This window comes from Anaerovibrio sp., from assembly GCF_045637405.1.
GTDB lineage: Bacteria > Bacillota > Negativicutes > Selenomonadales > Selenomonadaceae > Anaerovibrio.
Window position 1 is genome coordinate 1 of sequence record NZ_JAZTZI010000167.1, and the last position, 18,173, is coordinate 18,173.

An 18,173-nucleotide genomic window follows, 5' to 3' on the forward strand; every position below is an offset into this window, starting at 1 on the left:
CAACGTAATCTTGGTATCTTGACGCCGATAGAGAAACACACCTTGTATTTAGCCGCATAAAAAGGTCGACAGACGAATCTGCCGACCAAAGAAATTTTATATTATTTTATTGTCCTCTTGACGGGGAGCAGTTCATGATGAAAAATCATCAAATGCGGCAGCCCCTTATTTGGTTATGTCTTTCAACTAAAATTCATAATTCATTGCTATAGTATAACCATAGACAATAGCATTAATGCTGTTGCAATGTATCTCAGCTATTTTATTACAGAGGGGAAGTGAAGCTGTATGGATACAAATGATGTTAATAATTATATGAAAAAGGTGAGAAGATATTTGAAAAATACCAAGCTCAACGATTTATCACGGATGATTGAAATAACCAAGATGGAGAACCTTGGCCGGGGGAAGGCATTTCTCGTTGCCGGTGTGGTTGCCTGGTCTGCATTTACATGCAGCTTTGGTAATGTTAATAGTGCATCGGCGGCTCAACTGGGGCTTATGAGCACGGCAACGGTCCTTACAGACAGTATGCGCCTTGGTGGTATTCCTTATCGTAACAGAAACGGCAAGGTCGTAATTTCCGGTAGTGCATCCCAAGGGGATAACATTCTGGAAGGATGTCAGCAGCGGGCTCAGGTGGCATATAATATGGCAAGAGCCAATGAACCTCGTATTACCATGGATATGCTGGATATTGCCAATAGGCTGGGTACCTCCATGGAGGGGCTGGAATATTCCGTAAAGACAGCCTCCAGTATCAAGAGTAAAATTGACCGCAAGACCAACAAGGCTCTGGAAGCAGGGGAAACTCCAAAGCAGGATTTTGAATATGTTTCTGAAACCGGTGATCTCCTCAGATATACTGAGGTGGTAAACCACGATGAAATGGCAGATAAGGTTCGTGACACTGTGGCGCTCCTTGAGGAGAAGGGCTACACTTTGGATGAAATTGACAATAAGTATCTTAACAAGGATGGACGCTACAAGGCAGTTCATCTCAATGCTACCAGTCCATCCGGTCAAGCATTTGAAATACAGGTTCATTCCCAGGAAACTCTGGCAGCCAGCCGTGCAACCCATAAGATGTACGAGGAATGGAGAGATCCGGATACCTCTAATGAAAGAAAGGCGGAGCTTTATACTTCTATTAAGAGTACCTATGATAGCCTGCCTTTGCCAAGGGGAATCGAGCAGCTGGAAAACTACAAGCGCGCTGTTTAAAAACAGTTTAATAAAGGCTTATTTAAAGATATATTAAAGTTATATTATGTTTATATAAAAGCTTTTTAAAAGTTAAAATAACTGTAAAATAATATCATTAAAAGGCACTCCCATTTTTGATAAACCCATAAGACCTTCCTAGAGGGAAACACCTGCTGAACAAACAGCAGGTGTTTCCTTTTTAACATATTACGCATATTGGAAAAAATTCAGCAGGATTTTTATTATATTTTGCAGAATAAACTAAAATTAAGATTCACCGGAAAAGCTAATAGCAGGCGCAAATATCCAATGAATGTGAGGTGGTTTTGGATGGGTGCTGCAGAGATAAAGAAATTGAAGGAAATAATAGATAAGAGCCGTTCCATGGTCTTTTTGGGTGGGGCTGGAATATCCACCGAGTCGGGTATCCCTGATTTTCGAAGTGCCAAAGGTTTATATAACCGAAAGCTGAAACAGAAATTTACTCCTGAAGAAATGGTTTCCCATACATTTTTGGAGGAGCACCCAAAGGAATTCTTTGATTATTACAAGAAAAATCTTATCTATTTGGATGCCAAGCCCAATAATGCCCATAAAGCTCTGGCCAGGCTGGAGGAAATGGGAAAGCTGAAGGCCGTCGTTACCCAGAATATTGATGGACTACACCAAATGGCAGGCTCAAAAAGGGTCATTGAACTTCACGGATCTGTTCACCGTAATTTCTGTGTAAAATGCCATGCCACCTATGACGCAGAATTCGTGGTGAACAGTGATGGTATTCCCGCCTGTCCAAAATGTGGCGGAATGGTAAGGCCTGATGTGGTGCTTTACGAAGAGGCCCTAAATCGCCAGGACCTTATTGACGCAGAAGAAGCAATTACCAAGGCAGATACCATGATAGTGGGAGGTACCTCCCTTATGGTTTATCCAGCGGCCAGTCTGGTAAGGTTTTTTAGGGGAATGAACCTTATTGTGATAAACAAAACAGCGACTCCTGCTGACGAGTGGTGCGATCTGGTGATTCACGATGCAGCAGGTAAAGTGCTGAAAGCCTGTGTTGAATAACAGATAGAATTTTGGAGATTTTAAAAGCTGATTTTGATTATTAAAAATCAAGATCAGCTTTTTATTTCGCAGCATTAAAATAGCTGTAAACTAACAATAAATAAATAATATATAAACAATAGAATAACAAATTAAAAATGATAAAATAATGTAAAAATAACATTTAATTAATATAGTGTTCATTTTGACATAAACCGACATACGTTAACTGTGATAATAAAATTGGTTGACAATAAAATACTACAGGAATACAATAATGACGTTAGTTCAATAAAATGGCGTTATAAAGTGAGGGGTATATAATGGCTGAGGTTAATTCTTATAGCATAGATAGAATTGTAGAAGAAATTATAGAGGGTAAAAGGATAACAAGTGAAGATGATACATCTTTTCTTTTAAATACTCCATTAGAAAAGCTACAACAGGGGGCATTGAAGCTCCAGCAGCATTTCTGTGGTAATCACGTTGATCTTTGTACGATAATAAACGCCCGTAGTGGTCGATGTGGAGAAAATTGCCGCTATTGTGCCCAGGCAGCCTGCCACAAAACGGGAGTTGATGAGTACGGCTTTTTATCCACCGAGGAAATTATGGAAAATGCAAAAGCAAATGAAGCAATAGGGGTAAACAGAATTGCTTTGGTAACCTCTGGCAGGACATTAAGCGGCACGGACTTTGAGAAAGCATTGGCAGCCTACAGGGTAATGAATGAGCAGCTTACAATAAAGCTGTGTGCATCCCACGGTATTATTACAAGGGAACAGTTTAAACGGCTTCATAAGGCAGGAGTAACCCGCTATCATCATAATATAGAAACAAGCAAGCGTTATTTCCCTGAAATATGTACCTCCCATACCTATGAAGATAGAATAAAGACCATCAAAGCTGCTCAGGCTGAGGGCTTGGAGGTCTGCTCCGGAGGAATTATAGGTATGGGGGAGAGCTGGCAGGACCGTATAGACATGGCCTTTGCTTTACAGGAGTTAGGCATTCAGTCCATTCCAATCAATATTTTGGTACCTATTCAAGGTACGGGCATGGAACATCAAGAGCCTATATCATCGGATGATGCATTAAGGACATTGGCTATTTTCAGATTTATAAATCCAACTGCAAATATCCGCATGGCTGCGGGACGAAAGGTGCTGCCGGAAAATGGAGCAACCGCTTTTCAGGGGGGAGCATCGGCATCTATAACTGGTAATATGTTGACAACCTCTGGCACCACCATAAAGGAGGATATGGGATTACTACAGAAATTAGGCATGACGAACCATTAAAAAGAATATTTAAACATTTCCCACGATTATTCCATAACTCAGTGAAAAAAATGTCCGCTTGGGTTATAATAAAATAAACGTGGGATTTTTTATTGTAGCCAATCGAGGTGATAGCCATCGTGCAATATATGTCGTATTTTGATTCACCTTTGGGAAAACTATATATTATGGCCCATGAGGATGGCCTGACCAACATTATCTTTGAACAGGAGGAGGGCAACCAGCTTCCAGTGAATGTCAAGGATATAGAATTTAGTGATGACCTGCCGGTTATTCAGGATGCAAAATTGTGGTTAAGCCTTTATTTCAGTGGCTGCAATCCGGATTTTATGCCTGTTTTATCCATGGATGGCACTGATTTTCGCATGGATGTATGGAATGTGATTAAGGAAATTCCTTATGGAAAGACCATGACCTATGGTGAAATTGCCCAGCTGCTGAGCAAAAAGCGCGGTAAAAAAGCGTCGGCCCAGGCTGTGGGCGGGGCTGTAGGGAATAATCCAATACCTATTATGGTGCCATGCCATCGGGTTTTAGGCTCCGGCAGGGCTATAACGGGGTATTCCGGTGGCTTGGATAAAAAGAAATTTTTGTTGGATTTGGAAAAAATTGAGTACATCGAATAGCGCACTTCTATAGAGGTGCGCTTTGTAATATATAGGCGGGATATTTGTGGAACAGAGTTATTATTATTTTGACGGAAAATCCAGCTCCTGGATGGAATGTCAGGAGCCCTGGATAGAAAAGGATATAGAAAAATTTTCGTTAAGCATAGTTGAGAAGGGCATGGGGGCAAGGCAGATTGAGGCCTTGGCAGAGCGGCAGTCCCCGGAGCATCTGCTGGCCTATGTGGATGTAGGGGATTTTGATTACAGATACAGCTGTGTATATAAGAAAGCTGCAGCCAGATGGCGGGTACAGCTATACAGACCTCAAAAAACTGCCATTATTTTGGTGGATGTCTTCAGTGTAATGGGTAATGCTAATGGAGTGGAGCTTCACAGACGGGGCAGCAAGCAGTATTCCTTGCGGCTGGATTATAGTAAATGGCAGTACACAGCAATTCCTTCCAAGTCAGATCAGGCAGAGTCCGGTGGCAGTGTGTTTAATTACAAATACGACTGGACCGATGAGGGCTTTGATTTCTCCGTGGAAATTCCCCAGATAGTTACGGACAAGGTTATGGATTTTTTAAAGGAGCTTTCTCAGGAGGAATTCGGCTTTGTTCCTACCGTACCAACGGATATGCCACCTGCCAGACTCATGAAGTATTTTACCCAGTATCCTCTCGACGTAAACGTGGGCTGGTATGTGGATATGCTTGGCTACGATTTTGCCCGTCACATAATAAGGACCAATGACAGCAATTTTGACCTCATCTGCGATTATCTTAAGCTGCCAAAAACCAAGGGCCTGCAGAAGGTCTATCGTGAAAACGGACGCTCCCTTGTAATATGCTTCTTTTTGCAGAAAATCGGCATTGATGATATAAATCTATGGCCTCTTTTTTATGATATAAACCAGCTTTTGGGACAAAAACTGGATAGGCTGGGAATTGACCGTTTTGGAGCCTTTTACAAGCGTCAGGGCGTTTGGTGGCGGTATTGGTGGGGCGATTTGAGCAATTACGAAATAGGTTGGTGGTGGAAACGGCAAGAAAAGGAGGCACTATCTGATTATGACCCCGCCTATGTTGGCTGGCAGATGCTATATCGCTGGCTTATGGAAAAATGGGAACCACTGAGGGTTGCTGAGATTCTCCACAGTGCCCTGGATGGGGGTTCATACGAGGTGCATGATTGCCTTAGAATGTGGTTTAACAGCTACACCCGTGGTGAGCTGACAGATGATTTTGTTCAGGCCATTTATCGTACAGGCTTTTCCAAGGAAACCCATGATGTGTGGACCGCTGAGGAACGCCGGTTGAATCAGCTGGCCATGGAGCAGCGGCGAAGGGAGAGTAATGCCCGCCATAAGAGCTATCTGGATATAGAATTTACCTTGGCCAAGGGGGATCTGATGAAGGAGGAGGACACGCCACAGGGCACCTTTAAGATCGCCCGCAATGGTAAGGAACTCTTTGAGCTTTCGGAGGCATTCCATAATTGTGTTTTCTATCTATATACGGAAAGGATGAACCGTCGGGAATGTGCCATCTACTATCTGGAGCAGGAGGGAAAGCCCGTGGCCTGTATAGAGGTATCCAACGGGGCCATTGTTCAGGCTCTGGGTGACCACAATCACATTTTGAAGGGTGAAATCAAGGATGCAGTGGTGGACTGGGGTATAAGGCACAATCTGGAATTTAAGCCGTTAGTTTAAAGACTGATTTTGATAAAAGTGTATAAAAAAGGCAGGGGCTATGTCTGTAGCGTCACTTATGGGCCTAAAACTTTTTGTTCTAATTAAATAGTGAAAAAAATCATAACTCGCTTCCCCATTATAGGGGGCGCTCAAACAGATGATTTTTCCCACTAATATTATGGTACGGACAAAATAGTTTCTTAACGACCCATTCGCTAATTGCTACAGACATTATCCCCTGCCTTTTAGAATAGCTACAGATAATACCCTCGGTCTTTTATAATATTAAAATAACGTTATATTAAGGCTTATTAAACACCTTAAAAGTGCTTTAAAAGTGTTTTTAAAGTGCATATACATGGTTTAACGGCCCTGAACCCTTCCCCAGATTCAGCCCTGCCTTTAATGCACCAGTAATATATTTCTTTGCATTGGCAATGGCCTCTGGCAAATCATAACCAAGGGCTAAATTGCAGGCAATAGCCGACGACAGGGTACATCCTGTGCCATGGGTATTAGAATTATCAATATGCTCCTGACGGTACCAGTTAAACTCTCCGTCATAATACAAAAGATCTGTGGCTGTAGCAGCCAAATGACCACCCTTTATGAGGACACCACCATAGATTTTGGAACCAATTATTTTGGCAGCTTCCTCCATGTCCTCCAGACTCTTGATTTCCATGCCAGAAAGTACCTGAGCCTCAGGAATATTAGGAGTAATAACACTGGCAATAGGAAGGAGCAGGCGGCAGAGATTATCCTGAGCCTCATCCTCAAGGAGCTTAGCTCCGGAGGTGGACACCATTACAGGATCTACCACAATATTCATAGCACCGTAATCCCGCAGCTTTTCAGAAATAATCTGAATTATATCAGGTGAGGAAACCATACCAATTTTCACTGCATCAGGCGGAATATCTTCAAAAATAGCATCTAATTGCTGTCCTACAAAATCCGTAGGTGCGTTATGAATGGCTCTGACCCCAGTGGTATTTTGGGCTGTCAGTGCTGTAATGGCACTGGTGGCAAAGAGCTTGTGGGCGGTAATCGTCTTAATATCGGCCTGAATGCCAGCTCCCCCGCTGGAATCAGACCCGGCAATGGTTAATACAGAATGCATAATAAACCCTCTCTCTCTGGGATAAACTATCAAATCCCAATCACATACAAATTTAAGTATAGAACCAAGAAAGGGCTATGGCAACAAAAGTTTGTATAATTGGCAGGATTTAAAAAGTATTTTGGCGAATTTAAAAAGCGATAAATATTTTGGAGGTTTAAGATAATGAAAAGCGTAAAGGATGAAGCCTTCAGAACCTATGGCCGGGTACTGGATATGGATGTTTCCGAATTTATGGATGAAGTTCAAAAGCTGCCGGAGGCGCCTCAGGGGCAGGTGCTTTATGAGGCATCTATTCCTGCCTTTGAACAAACAAAGCTGTTTTTAAAGTTCATGGATGAGGTATATGGAGGAATGCCTATAGAGTTTGGCTGCTGCCATGGCTTTAATGATAAACTGAATGGTCTGGAGTATCATCGTGATTCGGAAATCAATATTGCGGGAACGGATATGATATTGATGGTGGGGCATCGCTGGGATATAGATTATGGGGATAATTCGTATGATACCTCAAAAGTGGAGGCCTTTTTCGTACCAAAGGGTACTGTGGTGGAAATATTTGCCACAACCCTGCATTATGCACCATGTGGGGTAGAAGGCAAGGAATTTCGCAGTGGCGTAGTGCTACCGGGAGGTACCAACGAGGCTTTGGATGTGGTGCCGGAGGCTAAGGGTGAGTCAAGAATGCTCTTTGCCATCAATAAGTGGCTCCTGGTTCATCCTGAAAGTGGTGAAACAGGTCGGGTAGGACTGTTAAAGGGTAAAAATCGAAGCGTAAGGGATTTTGAATAAATACCCGTTAATTCTGTTGTAATTTAAGGGGGAGTTAATATGTGCAAGATTTTAGTACCGGTAGATGGATCCGAAGAATCCGAGAAGGCCATTGAGCAAGCAATTCGTCTGGCCAAGCTGGAGCCGGGGCAGCTGATTTTTATGTATGTGGTAAATATTCAGCAAGCGGCTATTTCAGTTCATCTCTGTCAGGAGATTATCGATTCCCTTACCGAGGAGGGAAATCGGATTTTAGGGGAGATTAAAGATAGACTGCCTGATGGGTTGGAATGTGAGAGCGTACTTGATGTTGGTATTCCGTATGAAAAAATCGTGGATTATGCCACTGATAATGATATTGACCTGATTGTTATGGGCAGCCGTGGCCTGAGTCTGGTGGAAGGCATTCTTATGGGCAGCGTAAGCCGCAATGTGCTGGAGCAGGCACCATGCTCCGTATTAATCGCAAAATAATGCTCTTAAAATACTATTATAACAATTAATAAATATTAAAATAACGCTAAATAAACAATTGGTAATTGTTAAAAAAAGAAAACGGCAGGGGCTAATTGCTATAGAAAGTAGCCCCTACCGTTTTATTATGCTATAAATTTAAAAATGTAATTTAGTCTTTATACGTTCAACGGCACGCAGGGTGTTTTCCCTGTCTCCAAAAGCAGTAAGGCGGAAGTAGCCTTCCCCACATGGCCCAAAGCCAGCTCCTGGTGTACCAACAATATTTACCTCTGTCAGGAGCTTATCAAAGAAGTCCCAGGAAGGCATATTGTTTGGAGTCTTCAGCCAGATATACGGAGCATTTACGCCACCATAGGCTTCAATACCGGCTGCCTTCAGCCCCTCACGGATAATTCGGGCATTTTCCATATAATAGCCCACCAGCTCCTTAATTTGCTTCTGTCCCTCAGGTGTGTATATAGCAGCCGCACCCCGCTGGATGATGTAGGCTGTACCGTTAAACTTAGTGGTATGACGACGATTCCACAGCTTGTTGAATTCCACTGGCTTGCCTTCTTTTGTAAAGCCCTTTACAGCCTTAGGAATTACGGTGTAACCACAGCGGGTGCCAGTAAAGCCGGCAGTCTTGGAGAAGGAGCGGAATTCGATGGACACATCCTTGGCACCTTCGATTTCATAAATGGAACGAGGTACATCAGCCTCAGTAATATAGGCGGCATAGGCTGCATCAAAGAGAATTACGGAGTTATTTTCCTTGGCATAATTCACCCACTTTTTCAGTTCTGTCTTGGAAAGAGTGGTGCCGGTAGGATTATTAGGGCAGCAGAGATAAATCATATCCACTGTCTCTTTAGGAAGTTCAGGGCAGAAATTGTTATTAGCATCACAAGGAAGGTAGGTAATTCCTTCAAAATGACCATCTTCCCTAATTTCGCCTGTGCGTCCTGCCATTACATTGGTGTCAAGATAAACAGGGTATACAGGGTCGGTAATGGCTACCTTGTTATTAGTGCCAAAAATTTCCTGAATATTGCCGCAGTCACTTTTGGAGCCGTCGCTGACAAATATTTCGTCAGTGGCGATATCAATGCCACGGTCAGTATAATTATTCTTGCGGATAGCTTCAATAAGGAAATCATAGCCCTGCTCCGGACCATAGCCACGGAAGGTTTCAACCTGGGCCATTTCATCTACTGCCTTGTGCATGGCTTCAATACATACAGCAGGCAATGGCTGGGTAACATCCCCGATACCAAGACGGATAATATCAGCCTCAGGATGGGCTTCCTTAAAGGCAGCTACACGACGGCCAATTTCCGCAAATAAATAACTTCCAGGTAATTTTAAATAATTTTCGTTGACAGTAGCCATACAAACACCTCTTGCTCTTGTTAATACTATAACTTTTTTATCATATTATAACACATAACTATGCAAATACAACGTTTTTCTTTGAAAATAATTATCAATAATTCGTCGAAAACATCCAGAGCTTAATGGATAAATGATACAGGAAAACATTGCATTGATTTGTGTTGAGATAATTTTATAAAACTGTTTTAATAAAATAGAAAGAGTTACAATATGAAGATATACTATATAGTGATTATGATGATAGGGGAGTTTATTATGAAGAAAGTAGCGATTTTACGTTGTTTGAAGACATCGGCCTCCTGTGCCGGTACGGGTTGCCTCAGAGCGTTTAATGAGCGCAGTGAGGGCTTTAAAAAATATGCCAATGAGGATATTCAGTTGGCGGCTATGTGGACCTGCAACGGCTGTGGGAACAGTATGCTGGAAAATCAGGAGGGTATAGAGAAGAAAATAGAGCGCATGGTCAAGAACAGCATTGAAGCGGTGCATATTTCCCATTGTACCAGCAAGAAAAATGCTGATGGCGTGCCGGTGCTGTGTCCCACCATAAAGGATATCAGCGAACGTCTGGAAGCAGCAGGGGTAGCGGTGTACGACGGCACCCACGGCCAGCATGCCACAGGGGAACGGTTGATAATCAAGTGATGCATATAATTTAATGGCATTGCTATCGTTTCAGAGGTAGAATACAATATATGACGATAGTAATATTGATATAGAGGTATTGACTTGACTTATGAACTTATCTTTGTGTACTGATATAGGCGACGATTATAAGAGTAATTCACAGAGAGTAAGGGTAATTACGGAGCATTGGATAGCAAGCAATATGTTTTGCCCCCGATGTGGAAATGAACGACTTACACATTTTGCTAACAATCGGCCTGTTGCCGATTTCTTTTGTGATAACTGTAATAATCAATATGAATTAAAAAGTCAACATGGTCTTAAACTTGGCAGGATAGCTGATGGTGCATATTCTACGATGGTTAAAAGAATAAGAAGTGCTGATAATCCGGATTTCTTTTTTATGTCATACTCAAAAAAGCAATGGGTCGTTAATAATTTGTTTTTTGTTCCTAAACACTTCTTCACACCAAGTATAATAGATAAACGACCGCCATTGGCGATGACAGCCCAAAGAGCAGGTTGGATTGGTTGCTTTATAAATCTAACATCTATTCCTTCAGCTGGGAAAATACCAATAATTGAAAATGGACAACTTCATCCGCAAAAGGAAATATTTAATAATATTGTTCGTGCAGAACACCTTCGCGTCGATGATGTTAATAAGAGAAGTTGGTTATTAGATGTTTTAGCGTGTGTTGATAAAATTTCAGGGAACGAAATTACCTTGGATGAAATATATACTTTTGAAAACTATTTAGCTAAGTTACACCCAGCAAACCATAATGTTAAAGCAAAAATCAGACAGCAACTTCAAATGCTGCGGGATAAAGGGATTATTGAGTTTACTGCACGAGGTCATTATCGCAAATTGTGAATTAAAAGGAATAACATATGAAATACAAAGTAATTATAGAAGAAACGGTTTCGGAGTCATTTGAAATAGATGCCCATACAGAGGCTGATGCAATCGATAAAGTAATCCAAAAGTACAATGCAGGAGAGCTTGTTTTATGTCCAGGAAACTTAGAGTATAAACAGGCAGCGATATTAAATGATAACAGCGAAAATAAATGGATTACCTTTTAGGTTCAGATATAAGTATAGACAGACGTTCATATGAGGTCTAGTAGGTAGCGAAAATATAGAAAGCAATTTATCTCGGTTAAAAACTAGGCCGGGAAGGGCAGGCGGATTTTTATGGACAGACTCATTATGCATGTGGATATGGATGCTTTTTTTGCCTCGGTGGAGCAGCTTGACCACGAGGAATACAGGGGAAAGCCCCTGATAGTGGGGGGCATCGGCACCCGGGGAGTGGTTTCCACCTGTTCCTATGAGGCCAGAAAATTCGGGGTTCATTCCGCAATGCCCACGGCCAAGGCTATGAAGCTGTGTCCCCAGGGGATATTCATTCAGGGAAATTATCCCCGTTATGCTGAGGTGTCCCAGCAGATTTTTGATATATTTGACCATTATTCGCCTCTTATTGAGCCCTTGTCCATTGATGAGGCTTTTTTGGATTTGACGGGCATGGGGCGTCTCATGGAGAATCCTTTGCAGTATGCCATGAAGCTAAAGCAGGAAATACGGGAAAAGACGGGTATAGTGGCCTCTGTGGGTATCGCTCCCAATAAGTTTCTGGCAAAGATTGCCTCGGATTTGGACAAGCCAGATGGGCTGGTGGTGGTGGACAAGGGGAAGGTGCAGGAATTTCTTGATCCCCTTCCCGTAAGGCGAATATGGGGTGTAGGGGCCAAGACTGCCATGGTGTTGGACAGACTTAGAATCAGGACCATTGGCGATTTGCGGAAAATGACCTATGATGCCCTCCACAAAACCTTCGGTGATAAGACCGCCACCCATTTGTTTATGCTGGCCCAGGGAAAGGATGAACGCCCTGTGGCACCAAGGGGCCGAGCCAAGTCCATTGGTAACGAGATGACCTTTGGGGAGGATATTCAGACAGAGGAGGAGGCACTGGAGGTGCTGCTGCAGCTGTCTGTCAAAGTAGGCTGGCGTCTGAGGAAGGCGGGCTTTAAGGCCAAGACTATACAGCTAAAGCTACGGACAAGGGATTTTACCACCTATACCCGGCAGAAGCAGCTATTTGAGCCATCAAATTTCGATAATGACATTTTCACTGTCATCAAGGAGCTGTTTCAAAACCTCAATATTACCAGAAATATCCGTCTGCTGGGGGTTTCTACCAGCGGCTTTGGGGAAATGGAGGCTATGTCCCTATTCCACGATGAGAAAAAGGATAAGCTGTATCAAGCCATCGATGATATCAACAGCAAATTTGGCAAGCTGGGAGTAACCCGTGGCAGCCTAATAAAAAAATAAAATGCTGGAATCTTGTGATAGATTCCAGCATTTTTAAAATGTTATTTTAATGCTTAAATAGTATTATTTTAGCTTTTTTAGGACTCCTTCTTTTCACCGGGGATATCCATGATGGCGGTGGCGCCTCTCTGGCCGGTACGGATGCGGACAGCATCGGTGAGCTCATATACGAAGATCTTGCCGTCACCGTAATTGCCGGTGCGCAGTACCTTCTGGGCTACCTCCAGCACCTTGTCCACAGGCACTTCGCAGACCACGGTTTCCAGCTTGATTTTTGGCACAAGATTTATATCATACTTCTTGCCACGATATACCTCCTCATGACCTTTCTGAAGACCACAGCCAAAAACCTGGCTCACAGTCATGCCCAATACCCCGATATCATTAAGGGCACCCATAAGGTCATCCAGCTTATTGGAACGGGTAATAATTTCAATCTTGGTCATTTTCATAATATCACCTGTCCTTTCTTACGCCTTGTTGGTGGTGGCATTCAACACTGTGTTGGCCAGCATTTCGGAGGAATCCTCAAAGCTGCCCATAATTGGGCTGCCCCCCAGAATGGAACGGGCATAGCCCCGCTCACCATGTTCAATGATGTCAAGGCCAGTAAGCTCCTCGGCCTCGGAAGCACGGGCTTCGGTCACCAAAGTAACCAGCTTGTAGAGAATAGTGGTACCAACCACTGCCAGAACTACAGCCACAGCAATGGAAATGAGCTGAGCAATGAATAGGTGACTTTCACCATAGAAAAGACCGTTGGCACCATCAGGATTAATTTCTGTAGTGGCCCAGATACCAGTGGCCAAAGCACCCCACATACCGCCGATACCATGAACACCAAAGGCATCAAGAGCATCGTCGTAGCCCAGCTTTTCCTTGAGAACAGCAACGGCAAAGTAGCAAACCACACCGCCTACAAGGCCGATGATAACGGATGGGAGTGGTGCAACGAAGCCAGCGGCAGGGGTAATGGCTACCAAACCGGCAATACAGCCGGAGGCTGCACCAAGGATGGTAGGCTTGCCATTCATTTTCCACTCAGTAACTACCCAGGAAAGGGTTGCAGCTGCAGCTGCGGCCTGGGAGGTAACAAAGGCATTGGCAGCCAGCGCATTGGCACCAAGGGCACTGCCGGCATTGAAGCCGAACCAGCCAAACCAGAGAAGTGCTGCACCAAGAACGGTCATTGGAAGATTATGAGGAATCATGGCAGTACGGCCATAGCCGGCACGCTTGCCAAGGAGAATACAAAGGGTGAGGCCGGATACACCTGAGAGAATATGGATAACCAGACCGCCTGCAAAGTCAAGGGCACCAAGCTCAGCCAGGAAGCCACCGCCCCAAACCCAGTGAGCCATTGGATTATAAATGAAGATGGCCCAAAGGAGAATAAAGAGAGCGAAGGCTGCGAACTTCATGCGTTCAGCAAAAGCACCTGTAATAAGAGCCGGGGTAATAACGGCAAACATACACTGGAAGGCTACGAAGGCCAGCTCCGGAATGGTGCCATTTTCAAGGACATTGTAGCCTACACCTACGAGCCCCACCTTGTCCAAAGCGCCAATAAAGCCGTTGATATCAGTTCCAAAGGTCATGGCATAGCCGATAAGCACCCATTCAACGGAAATTAATGCAACTATAAAAAAGCTCTGCATTATTGTGGTAAGTACATTTTTGCTGCGAACCATGCCACCGTAGAAGAAGGCAAGGCCGGGAGTCATTAGAAATACCAGGGCCGCACTGATGAGGACCCAGGCTGTATCGCCGGTATTAATCATAATAATCAGTCCTTTCCACCTTAAATATAAAATAGATTATTCCAAATAATGTTTCCCAAATAGAATGGCGTCTCATAATCCCCCCTTTTTTAAAGGAAGAACCATAAGACGCCATTGTCTTATACCTATACTGAAGAAAAAGCTAGGAGATCTTATTTCTTGTGTGACAGTATAGATATTTCTATTTGGTTTGTGAGAAATACAACCTACAGGAGAACAAAAATACCCCACGAAATCCGGTACCTGATTTCATGGGGCGTCATTGCCATGTATGTTGTTGCTTTATAGTATACTCATTTTTTTTGGTATGTCAATAGGGTATAGAAAACTTTTTTTTAGATAATTTTATGACATAGAAAGCAGGAAAAGGATATTGACATATACCCCCATAAGGTATATTATACCCCCATAAGGTATATTTATACCGTGTGTGATAAGGAGAGTTTACAATGAGTGACATAAATGCAGAGGAAAAACATTGCTGTTGCTGTGGAAGTGCAGAGGCTGATGGTGTTCACAAGCATAAATTTCGTGATAAGAAGGGGGAGGAATATAAGGGACTGATCCGTCGCCTCAACCGTATTGAAGGACAGATCCGGGGGATTCACAATATGGTGGATGAGGACAGGTATTGTGTGGATATTCTTACCCAGGTCAGTGCGGTGCAGTCCGCATTAAATGCCTTTACCAAGGAGCTGTTGAATCAACATATTCATAGCTGTGTGGTGGAGGACATCCGTAGTGGTAATGACGCAGTTGTGGATGAGCTTTGCTGCCTTTTACAGAAGGTTATGAAATAACCAGGGGGTATATTTTGAAAAAAGAGAAGTTTGATGTAACTGGCATGACCTGCTCAGCCTGCTCGGCACGGGTGCAACGGGCCGTGGAAAAGGTGGCTGGTACCCGGGAGGTTGCCGTTAATTTATTAACCAACAGTATGCAGCTGGAATACGATGAGTCTGTGACGAATCCGGAGGCTATAATTGCCGCGGTGGAAAAGGCTGGCTATGGGGCCAGCGTAAAGGGACAGCAAAAAGAGGCTGCGGGGCGGTCTGACACCAGTGAAAAGGTGGCGGATAAACAGGCCCGAGAAATTTTTCAGCGGCTTATATTGTCCTTTGCTTTTTTAATTCCCGTTATGTATATTGCCATGCATGGGATGCTGGAGAATATGCTGGGAATCCCGGTTCCAGAGGCTATAAAGGAGCTTTTTGACGGGCCCGAAAATGCCATAACCTTTGCCTTCGCCCAGCTGCTTTTGGTGCTTCCTATTATGTATCTTAATCGCCACTTCTATATTGTAGGTTTTCGTACCATGGCCCAGGGGGCACCTAATATGGATACCCTTGTGGGAATGGGGTCAATGGCGTCAGCCCTGTTTGGAGCCTTTGCCATCTTCCGCATGGGATATGGTCTGGGTCATGGTGATATGGCCCTGGTAACTGAGTACAGCACCAATCTGTATTTTGAGTCGGCGGGTATGATTGTTACCCTGATTACTCTGGGAAAATATATGGAGGCCCGGGCCAAGGGGCAAACCGGTCGAGCCTTGGAAAAGCTAATGGATTTGGCACCAAAGCAGGCTACTGTTATACAGGATGGGGCTGAGCAGCTGGTGGCAGTGGATGACCTTGCAGTTGGCGATATTGTAGTGGTGCGGCCAGGGGAAAGGATCCCCGTGGACGGCGTTATAACAGAAGGCTCCACCAGTATTGATGAATCGGCTATTTCCGGGGAAAGCATTCCCGTGGAAAAGGCAGTGGGGGATAAGGTTATTTCCGCCACCATCAATAAAAACGGATTCATCAAATTTAAGGCCCTGCGGGTGGGGGAGGACACCACTATTAGCCAGATAATACGGCTGGTGGATGAAGCCAGTGCCTCCAAGGCCCCTATTGCCCGTATGGCTGATAAAATAGCGGGAATTTTCGTTCCCGTGGTTATTATGATTGCCTGTACCGCCGGCCTTATTTGGCTAATGATGGGAGCCAGTGTGGAATTCGTTTTTTCCATTGTAATATCCATTCTGGTTATTTCCTGTCCATGTGCATTGGGCTTGGCAACTCCTGTGGCCATCATGGTGGGTACTGGCAAGGGGGCGGAAAACGGCATATTGATAAAATCCGGTGAAGCCCTGGAAATTGCCCATAATATTGATACTGTGGTAATGGACAAAACGGGTACCATTACAGATGGTAAGCCTGTGATTACGGATGTTAAGGCCATTGACATAGCAGAGCAGGAGCTTATTTCCATAGCCGCAGGAATGGAAAAGGGCAGTGAACATCCTTTGGCCGAGGCAGTTTTGAATTATGCGGATGCCAAGGGTATTGAGGCTAAGTCCATGACAAATATTAAGGCTGTATTTGGCCGGGGGCTGGAGGCTGATGGCCAATATTTGGCTGGAAGTCAGAGCTTCATGGGGGAGCAGGGCATAGATACTGCATCATATCAGGAATATCTGAACGAGCTGGCGGACCAGGGACGTACCCCATTGTTATTTGCCAGGAATAATGTATTAATTGGTATTTTGGGGGCGGCGGACCGTGAGAAGTCCACAAGTGCTGAGGCTATACGTCTCTTTAAGGAAATGGGCATTGAAGTGGTTATGCTTACCGGGGATAATCAGCGGACTGCCGAGGCTATACGGCGTAGACTTGATATACCAAGAGCCATTGCAGGAGTTTTGCCGGAGCCTAAGGAGGCCCATATTGCTGCACTTCAAGAAAATGGTCATCGGGTGGCCATGATAGGCGACGGAATCAACGATGCACCTGCCTTGGCACGGGCCGATCTGGGTATCGCCATTGGGGCAGGGACGGATATTGCCATTGAAAGTGCCGATGCTGTATTGGTAAGAAACGACTTACTGGATGCGGTCAGTACCGTTAAACTAAGTAAGGCGGTTATGCGCAATATCAAGGAAAATCTGTTTTGGGCTTTCTTTTATAATGTTATATGTATTCCAGTGGCAGCAGGGGTTCTTTACTCAACCCTTGGAATTAAGCTATCCCCGGTAATGGGGGCGGCTGCCATGAGCATGTCCAGTGTGTGTGTTTGTTTAAACGCCTTGCGGCTTAGGTTTTTTAAGCCGGAAGCCTTATTAAAAAAATCAGAAGAAGCAGCTGAAATAATCAGTGAAGATTTTAAGGAGGAAAAAACTATGGAAAAGACTTTAAAAATTGAGGGTATGATGTGTATGCATTGCCAGAAGCACGTTACTGAGGCACTGTCCAAAATGGATGGTGTTACTGAGGTAAATGTGGACCTGGAGGCAAAAACTGCTGTGGTAAAGGCAGGCCGTGATATTCCTGAGGCTGAGTTTAAGGCTGTAATTGAAGAAGCCGGTTATGAGCTGGTAGGCTAACAGGCAAAGTCGGTAATAAAAAGTATACGAAAAAGAGATTGCATCCTACGGATTTCGCCAGCGATATTCCGTAAGGTGTAATCTCTTTTTAAGTGCAATTAATCTTTTAAAAATGGGTCTTCAGAGACCTTGATGGTGTTGCCGAAGGTCCATAGGGTGTCGGCAGTAAAATCGTAAGCAGGGTTGGTTAAATCCTCGTTGGAAATATAATAATTGGATTCTGCGTTCATAATTCCACTAAGGGTGTTATACATCATATCGTTGGTGAAGAAGGTGTTTTTCCTGTCCATAAGAATTTTGGATTTTGACGAATTATTTTTAAGGTATTCATCACCTAAATAAATAAACATAGGTATGCGTACCTTCACATAATTCTGGTCATTTGGAGTGTGCCCCGTTCTCATGTGCTCACCATGGTCGGAAAAATACAGCATGACCTGAAGATTCAGGTT

Annotated in this window: 17 protein-coding genes and 1 pseudogene; 13 read left to right on the forward strand and 5 right to left on the reverse strand. The window is 43.9% G+C overall.

Annotated elements, in window-relative coordinates:
• The first annotated feature begins 288 nt into the window (after positions 1-288).
• The 5 genes from ACKI5G_RS11975 to ACKI5G_RS11995 all read left to right on the forward strand — a co-directional run bounded on the left by ACKI5G_RS11975 (position 289) and on the right by ACKI5G_RS11995 (position 5,873).
• On the forward strand, positions 289-1,224 hold the full coding sequence (locus ACKI5G_RS11975) for a hypothetical protein (RefSeq protein WP_407400658.1): 936 nt from the start codon (positions 289-291) through the stop codon (positions 1,222-1,224).
• 312 nt (positions 1,225-1,536) lie between these two features.
• Entirely contained in the window at positions 1,537-2,271 is a 735-nt protein-coding gene (locus ACKI5G_RS11980) for an NAD-dependent protein deacylase (RefSeq protein WP_407400660.1), read from the forward strand.
• Positions 2,272-2,573: 302 nt separating this feature from the next.
• Positions 2,574-3,551 carry a biotin synthase BioB gene (gene bioB, locus ACKI5G_RS11985; protein WP_407400662.1) on the forward strand — a complete coding sequence of 326 codons (978 nt, stop codon included), beginning with the start codon at positions 2,574-2,576 and terminating at the stop codon, positions 3,549-3,551.
• A gap of 128 nt (positions 3,552-3,679) precedes the next feature.
• On the forward strand, positions 3,680-4,177 hold the full coding sequence (locus tag ACKI5G_RS11990; protein ID WP_407400688.1) for a methylated-DNA--[protein]-cysteine S-methyltransferase: 498 nt from the start codon (positions 3,680-3,682) through the stop codon (positions 4,175-4,177).
• A gap of 46 nt (positions 4,178-4,223) precedes the next feature.
• On the forward strand, positions 4,224-5,873 hold the full coding sequence (locus ACKI5G_RS11995; protein WP_407400664.1) for a hypothetical protein: 1,650 nt from the start codon (positions 4,224-4,226) through the stop codon (positions 5,871-5,873).
• A gap of 325 nt (positions 5,874-6,198) precedes the next feature.
• On the opposite strand, the gene thiD is transcribed toward ACKI5G_RS11995, so the two are convergent.
• Positions 6,199-6,978 (reverse strand): bifunctional hydroxymethylpyrimidine kinase/phosphomethylpyrimidine kinase, encoded by a 780-nt coding sequence (thiD, locus tag ACKI5G_RS12000; protein ID WP_407400666.1) that lies wholly within the window; start codon positions 6,976-6,978, stop codon positions 6,199-6,201.
• 165 nt (positions 6,979-7,143) lie between these two features.
• Between thiD and ACKI5G_RS12005 the strand changes: the two genes are divergently transcribed.
• Both ACKI5G_RS12005 and ACKI5G_RS12010 read left to right on the forward strand, forming a co-directional pair.
• Positions 7,144-7,770: a DUF4867 family protein gene (locus tag ACKI5G_RS12005; RefSeq protein ID WP_407400668.1), complete on the forward strand. Its 627-nt coding sequence runs from the start codon at positions 7,144-7,146 to the stop codon at positions 7,768-7,770.
• 39 nt (positions 7,771-7,809) lie between these two features.
• The gene (locus tag ACKI5G_RS12010; protein ID WP_407400670.1) at positions 7,810-8,223 is read left to right on the forward strand and encodes a universal stress protein; all 414 of its coding nucleotides are present in this window, start codon (positions 7,810-7,812) and stop codon (positions 8,221-8,223) included.
• 138 nt (positions 8,224-8,361) lie between these two features.
• On the opposite strand, the gene ACKI5G_RS12015 is transcribed toward ACKI5G_RS12010, so the two are convergent.
• The gene (locus ACKI5G_RS12015; protein WP_407400672.1) at positions 8,362-9,597 is read right to left on the reverse strand and encodes an LL-diaminopimelate aminotransferase; all 1,236 of its coding nucleotides are present in this window, start codon (positions 9,595-9,597) and stop codon (positions 8,362-8,364) included.
• A gap of 258 nt (positions 9,598-9,855) precedes the next feature.
• Between ACKI5G_RS12015 and ACKI5G_RS12020 the strand changes: the two genes are divergently transcribed.
• The 4 genes from ACKI5G_RS12020 to ACKI5G_RS12035 all read left to right on the forward strand — a co-directional run bounded on the left by ACKI5G_RS12020 (position 9,856) and on the right by ACKI5G_RS12035 (position 12,573).
• A complete protein-coding gene (locus tag ACKI5G_RS12020) occupies positions 9,856-10,245 on the forward strand; it encodes a CGGC domain-containing protein (RefSeq protein WP_407400674.1) in 390 nt (129 codons plus the stop codon).
• A gap of 91 nt (positions 10,246-10,336) precedes the next feature.
• Positions 10,337-11,104 carry a DpnI domain-containing protein gene (locus tag ACKI5G_RS12025; RefSeq protein ID WP_407400676.1) on the forward strand — a complete coding sequence of 256 codons (768 nt, stop codon included), beginning with the start codon at positions 10,337-10,339 and terminating at the stop codon, positions 11,102-11,104.
• A gap of 17 nt (positions 11,105-11,121) precedes the next feature.
• Positions 11,122-11,316, forward strand: a complete 195-nt coding sequence (locus ACKI5G_RS12030) for a DpnD/PcfM family protein (protein ID WP_407400678.1) — start codon at positions 11,122-11,124, stop codon at positions 11,314-11,316.
• A 111-nt stretch (positions 11,317-11,427) separates the two neighbouring features.
• Positions 11,428-12,573, forward strand: coding sequence for a DNA polymerase IV (locus ACKI5G_RS12035; protein ID WP_407400680.1), 1,146 nt, complete (start codon positions 11,428-11,430; stop codon positions 12,571-12,573).
• 77 nt (positions 12,574-12,650) lie between these two features.
• On the opposite strand, the gene ACKI5G_RS12040 is transcribed toward ACKI5G_RS12035, so the two are convergent.
• The gene (locus ACKI5G_RS12040; RefSeq protein ID WP_407400682.1) at positions 12,651-13,025 is read right to left on the reverse strand and encodes a P-II family nitrogen regulator; all 375 of its coding nucleotides are present in this window, start codon (positions 13,023-13,025) and stop codon (positions 12,651-12,653) included.
• Positions 13,026-13,043: 18 nt separating this feature from the next.
• On the reverse strand, positions 13,044-14,354 hold the full coding sequence (locus ACKI5G_RS12045; RefSeq protein WP_407400684.1) for an ammonium transporter: 1,311 nt from the start codon (positions 14,352-14,354) through the stop codon (positions 13,044-13,046).
• A 560-nt stretch (positions 14,355-14,914) separates the two neighbouring features.
• Between ACKI5G_RS12045 and ACKI5G_RS12050 the strand changes: the two genes are divergently transcribed.
• Both ACKI5G_RS12050 and ACKI5G_RS12055 read left to right on the forward strand, forming a co-directional pair.
• On the forward strand, positions 14,915-15,154 hold the full coding sequence (locus ACKI5G_RS12050) for a metal-sensing transcriptional repressor (protein ID WP_331279579.1): 240 nt from the start codon (positions 14,915-14,917) through the stop codon (positions 15,152-15,154).
• A 14-nt stretch (positions 15,155-15,168) separates the two neighbouring features.
• Positions 15,169-17,721, forward strand: a complete 2,553-nt coding sequence (locus ACKI5G_RS12055) for a heavy metal translocating P-type ATPase (RefSeq protein ID WP_407400686.1) — start codon at positions 15,169-15,171, stop codon at positions 17,719-17,721.
• 98 nt (positions 17,722-17,819) lie between these two features.
• On the opposite strand, the pseudogene ACKI5G_RS12060 reads toward ACKI5G_RS12055, so the two are convergent.
• Positions 17,820-18,173: pseudogene (locus ACKI5G_RS12060) on the reverse strand (sulfatase); the annotation flags it as partial.

Excerpts from the sequence above, each read along its gene's own strand:
- bioB (WP_407400662.1), top strand. The coding sequence starts at position 2,574 with ATGGCTGAGGTTAATTCTTATAGCATAGATAGAATTGTAGAAGAAATT.
- ACKI5G_RS11980 (WP_407400660.1), top strand. The coding sequence starts at position 1,537 with ATGGGTGCTGCAGAGATAAAGAAATTGAAGGAAATAATAGATAAGAGC.
- ACKI5G_RS12045 (WP_407400684.1), bottom strand. The coding sequence starts at position 14,354 with ATGATTAATACCGGCGATACAGCCTGGGTCCTCATCAGTGCGGCCCTG.
- ACKI5G_RS12035 (WP_407400680.1), top strand. The coding sequence starts at position 11,428 with ATGGACAGACTCATTATGCATGTGGATATGGATGCTTTTTTTGCCTCG.
- ACKI5G_RS12030 (WP_407400678.1), top strand. The coding sequence starts at position 11,122 with ATGAAATACAAAGTAATTATAGAAGAAACGGTTTCGGAGTCATTTGAA.
- ACKI5G_RS12025 (WP_407400676.1), top strand. The coding sequence starts at position 10,337 with ATGAACTTATCTTTGTGTACTGATATAGGCGACGATTATAAGAGTAAT.
- ACKI5G_RS11975 (WP_407400658.1), top strand. The coding sequence starts at position 289 with ATGGATACAAATGATGTTAATAATTATATGAAAAAGGTGAGAAGATAT.
- ACKI5G_RS12040 (WP_407400682.1), bottom strand. The coding sequence starts at position 13,025 with ATGAAAATGACCAAGATTGAAATTATTACCCGTTCCAATAAGCTGGAT.
- ACKI5G_RS12015 (WP_407400672.1), bottom strand. The coding sequence starts at position 9,597 with ATGGCTACTGTCAACGAAAATTATTTAAAATTACCTGGAAGTTATTTA.
- ACKI5G_RS11990 (WP_407400688.1), top strand. The coding sequence starts at position 3,680 with ATGTCGTATTTTGATTCACCTTTGGGAAAACTATATATTATGGCCCAT.
- thiD (WP_407400666.1), bottom strand. The coding sequence starts at position 6,978 with ATGCATTCTGTATTAACCATTGCCGGGTCTGATTCCAGCGGGGGAGCT.
- ACKI5G_RS12020 (WP_407400674.1), top strand. The coding sequence starts at position 9,856 with ATGAAGAAAGTAGCGATTTTACGTTGTTTGAAGACATCGGCCTCCTGT.
- ACKI5G_RS12005 (WP_407400668.1), top strand. The coding sequence starts at position 7,144 with ATGAAAAGCGTAAAGGATGAAGCCTTCAGAACCTATGGCCGGGTACTG.
- ACKI5G_RS12010 (WP_407400670.1), top strand. The coding sequence starts at position 7,810 with ATGTGCAAGATTTTAGTACCGGTAGATGGATCCGAAGAATCCGAGAAG.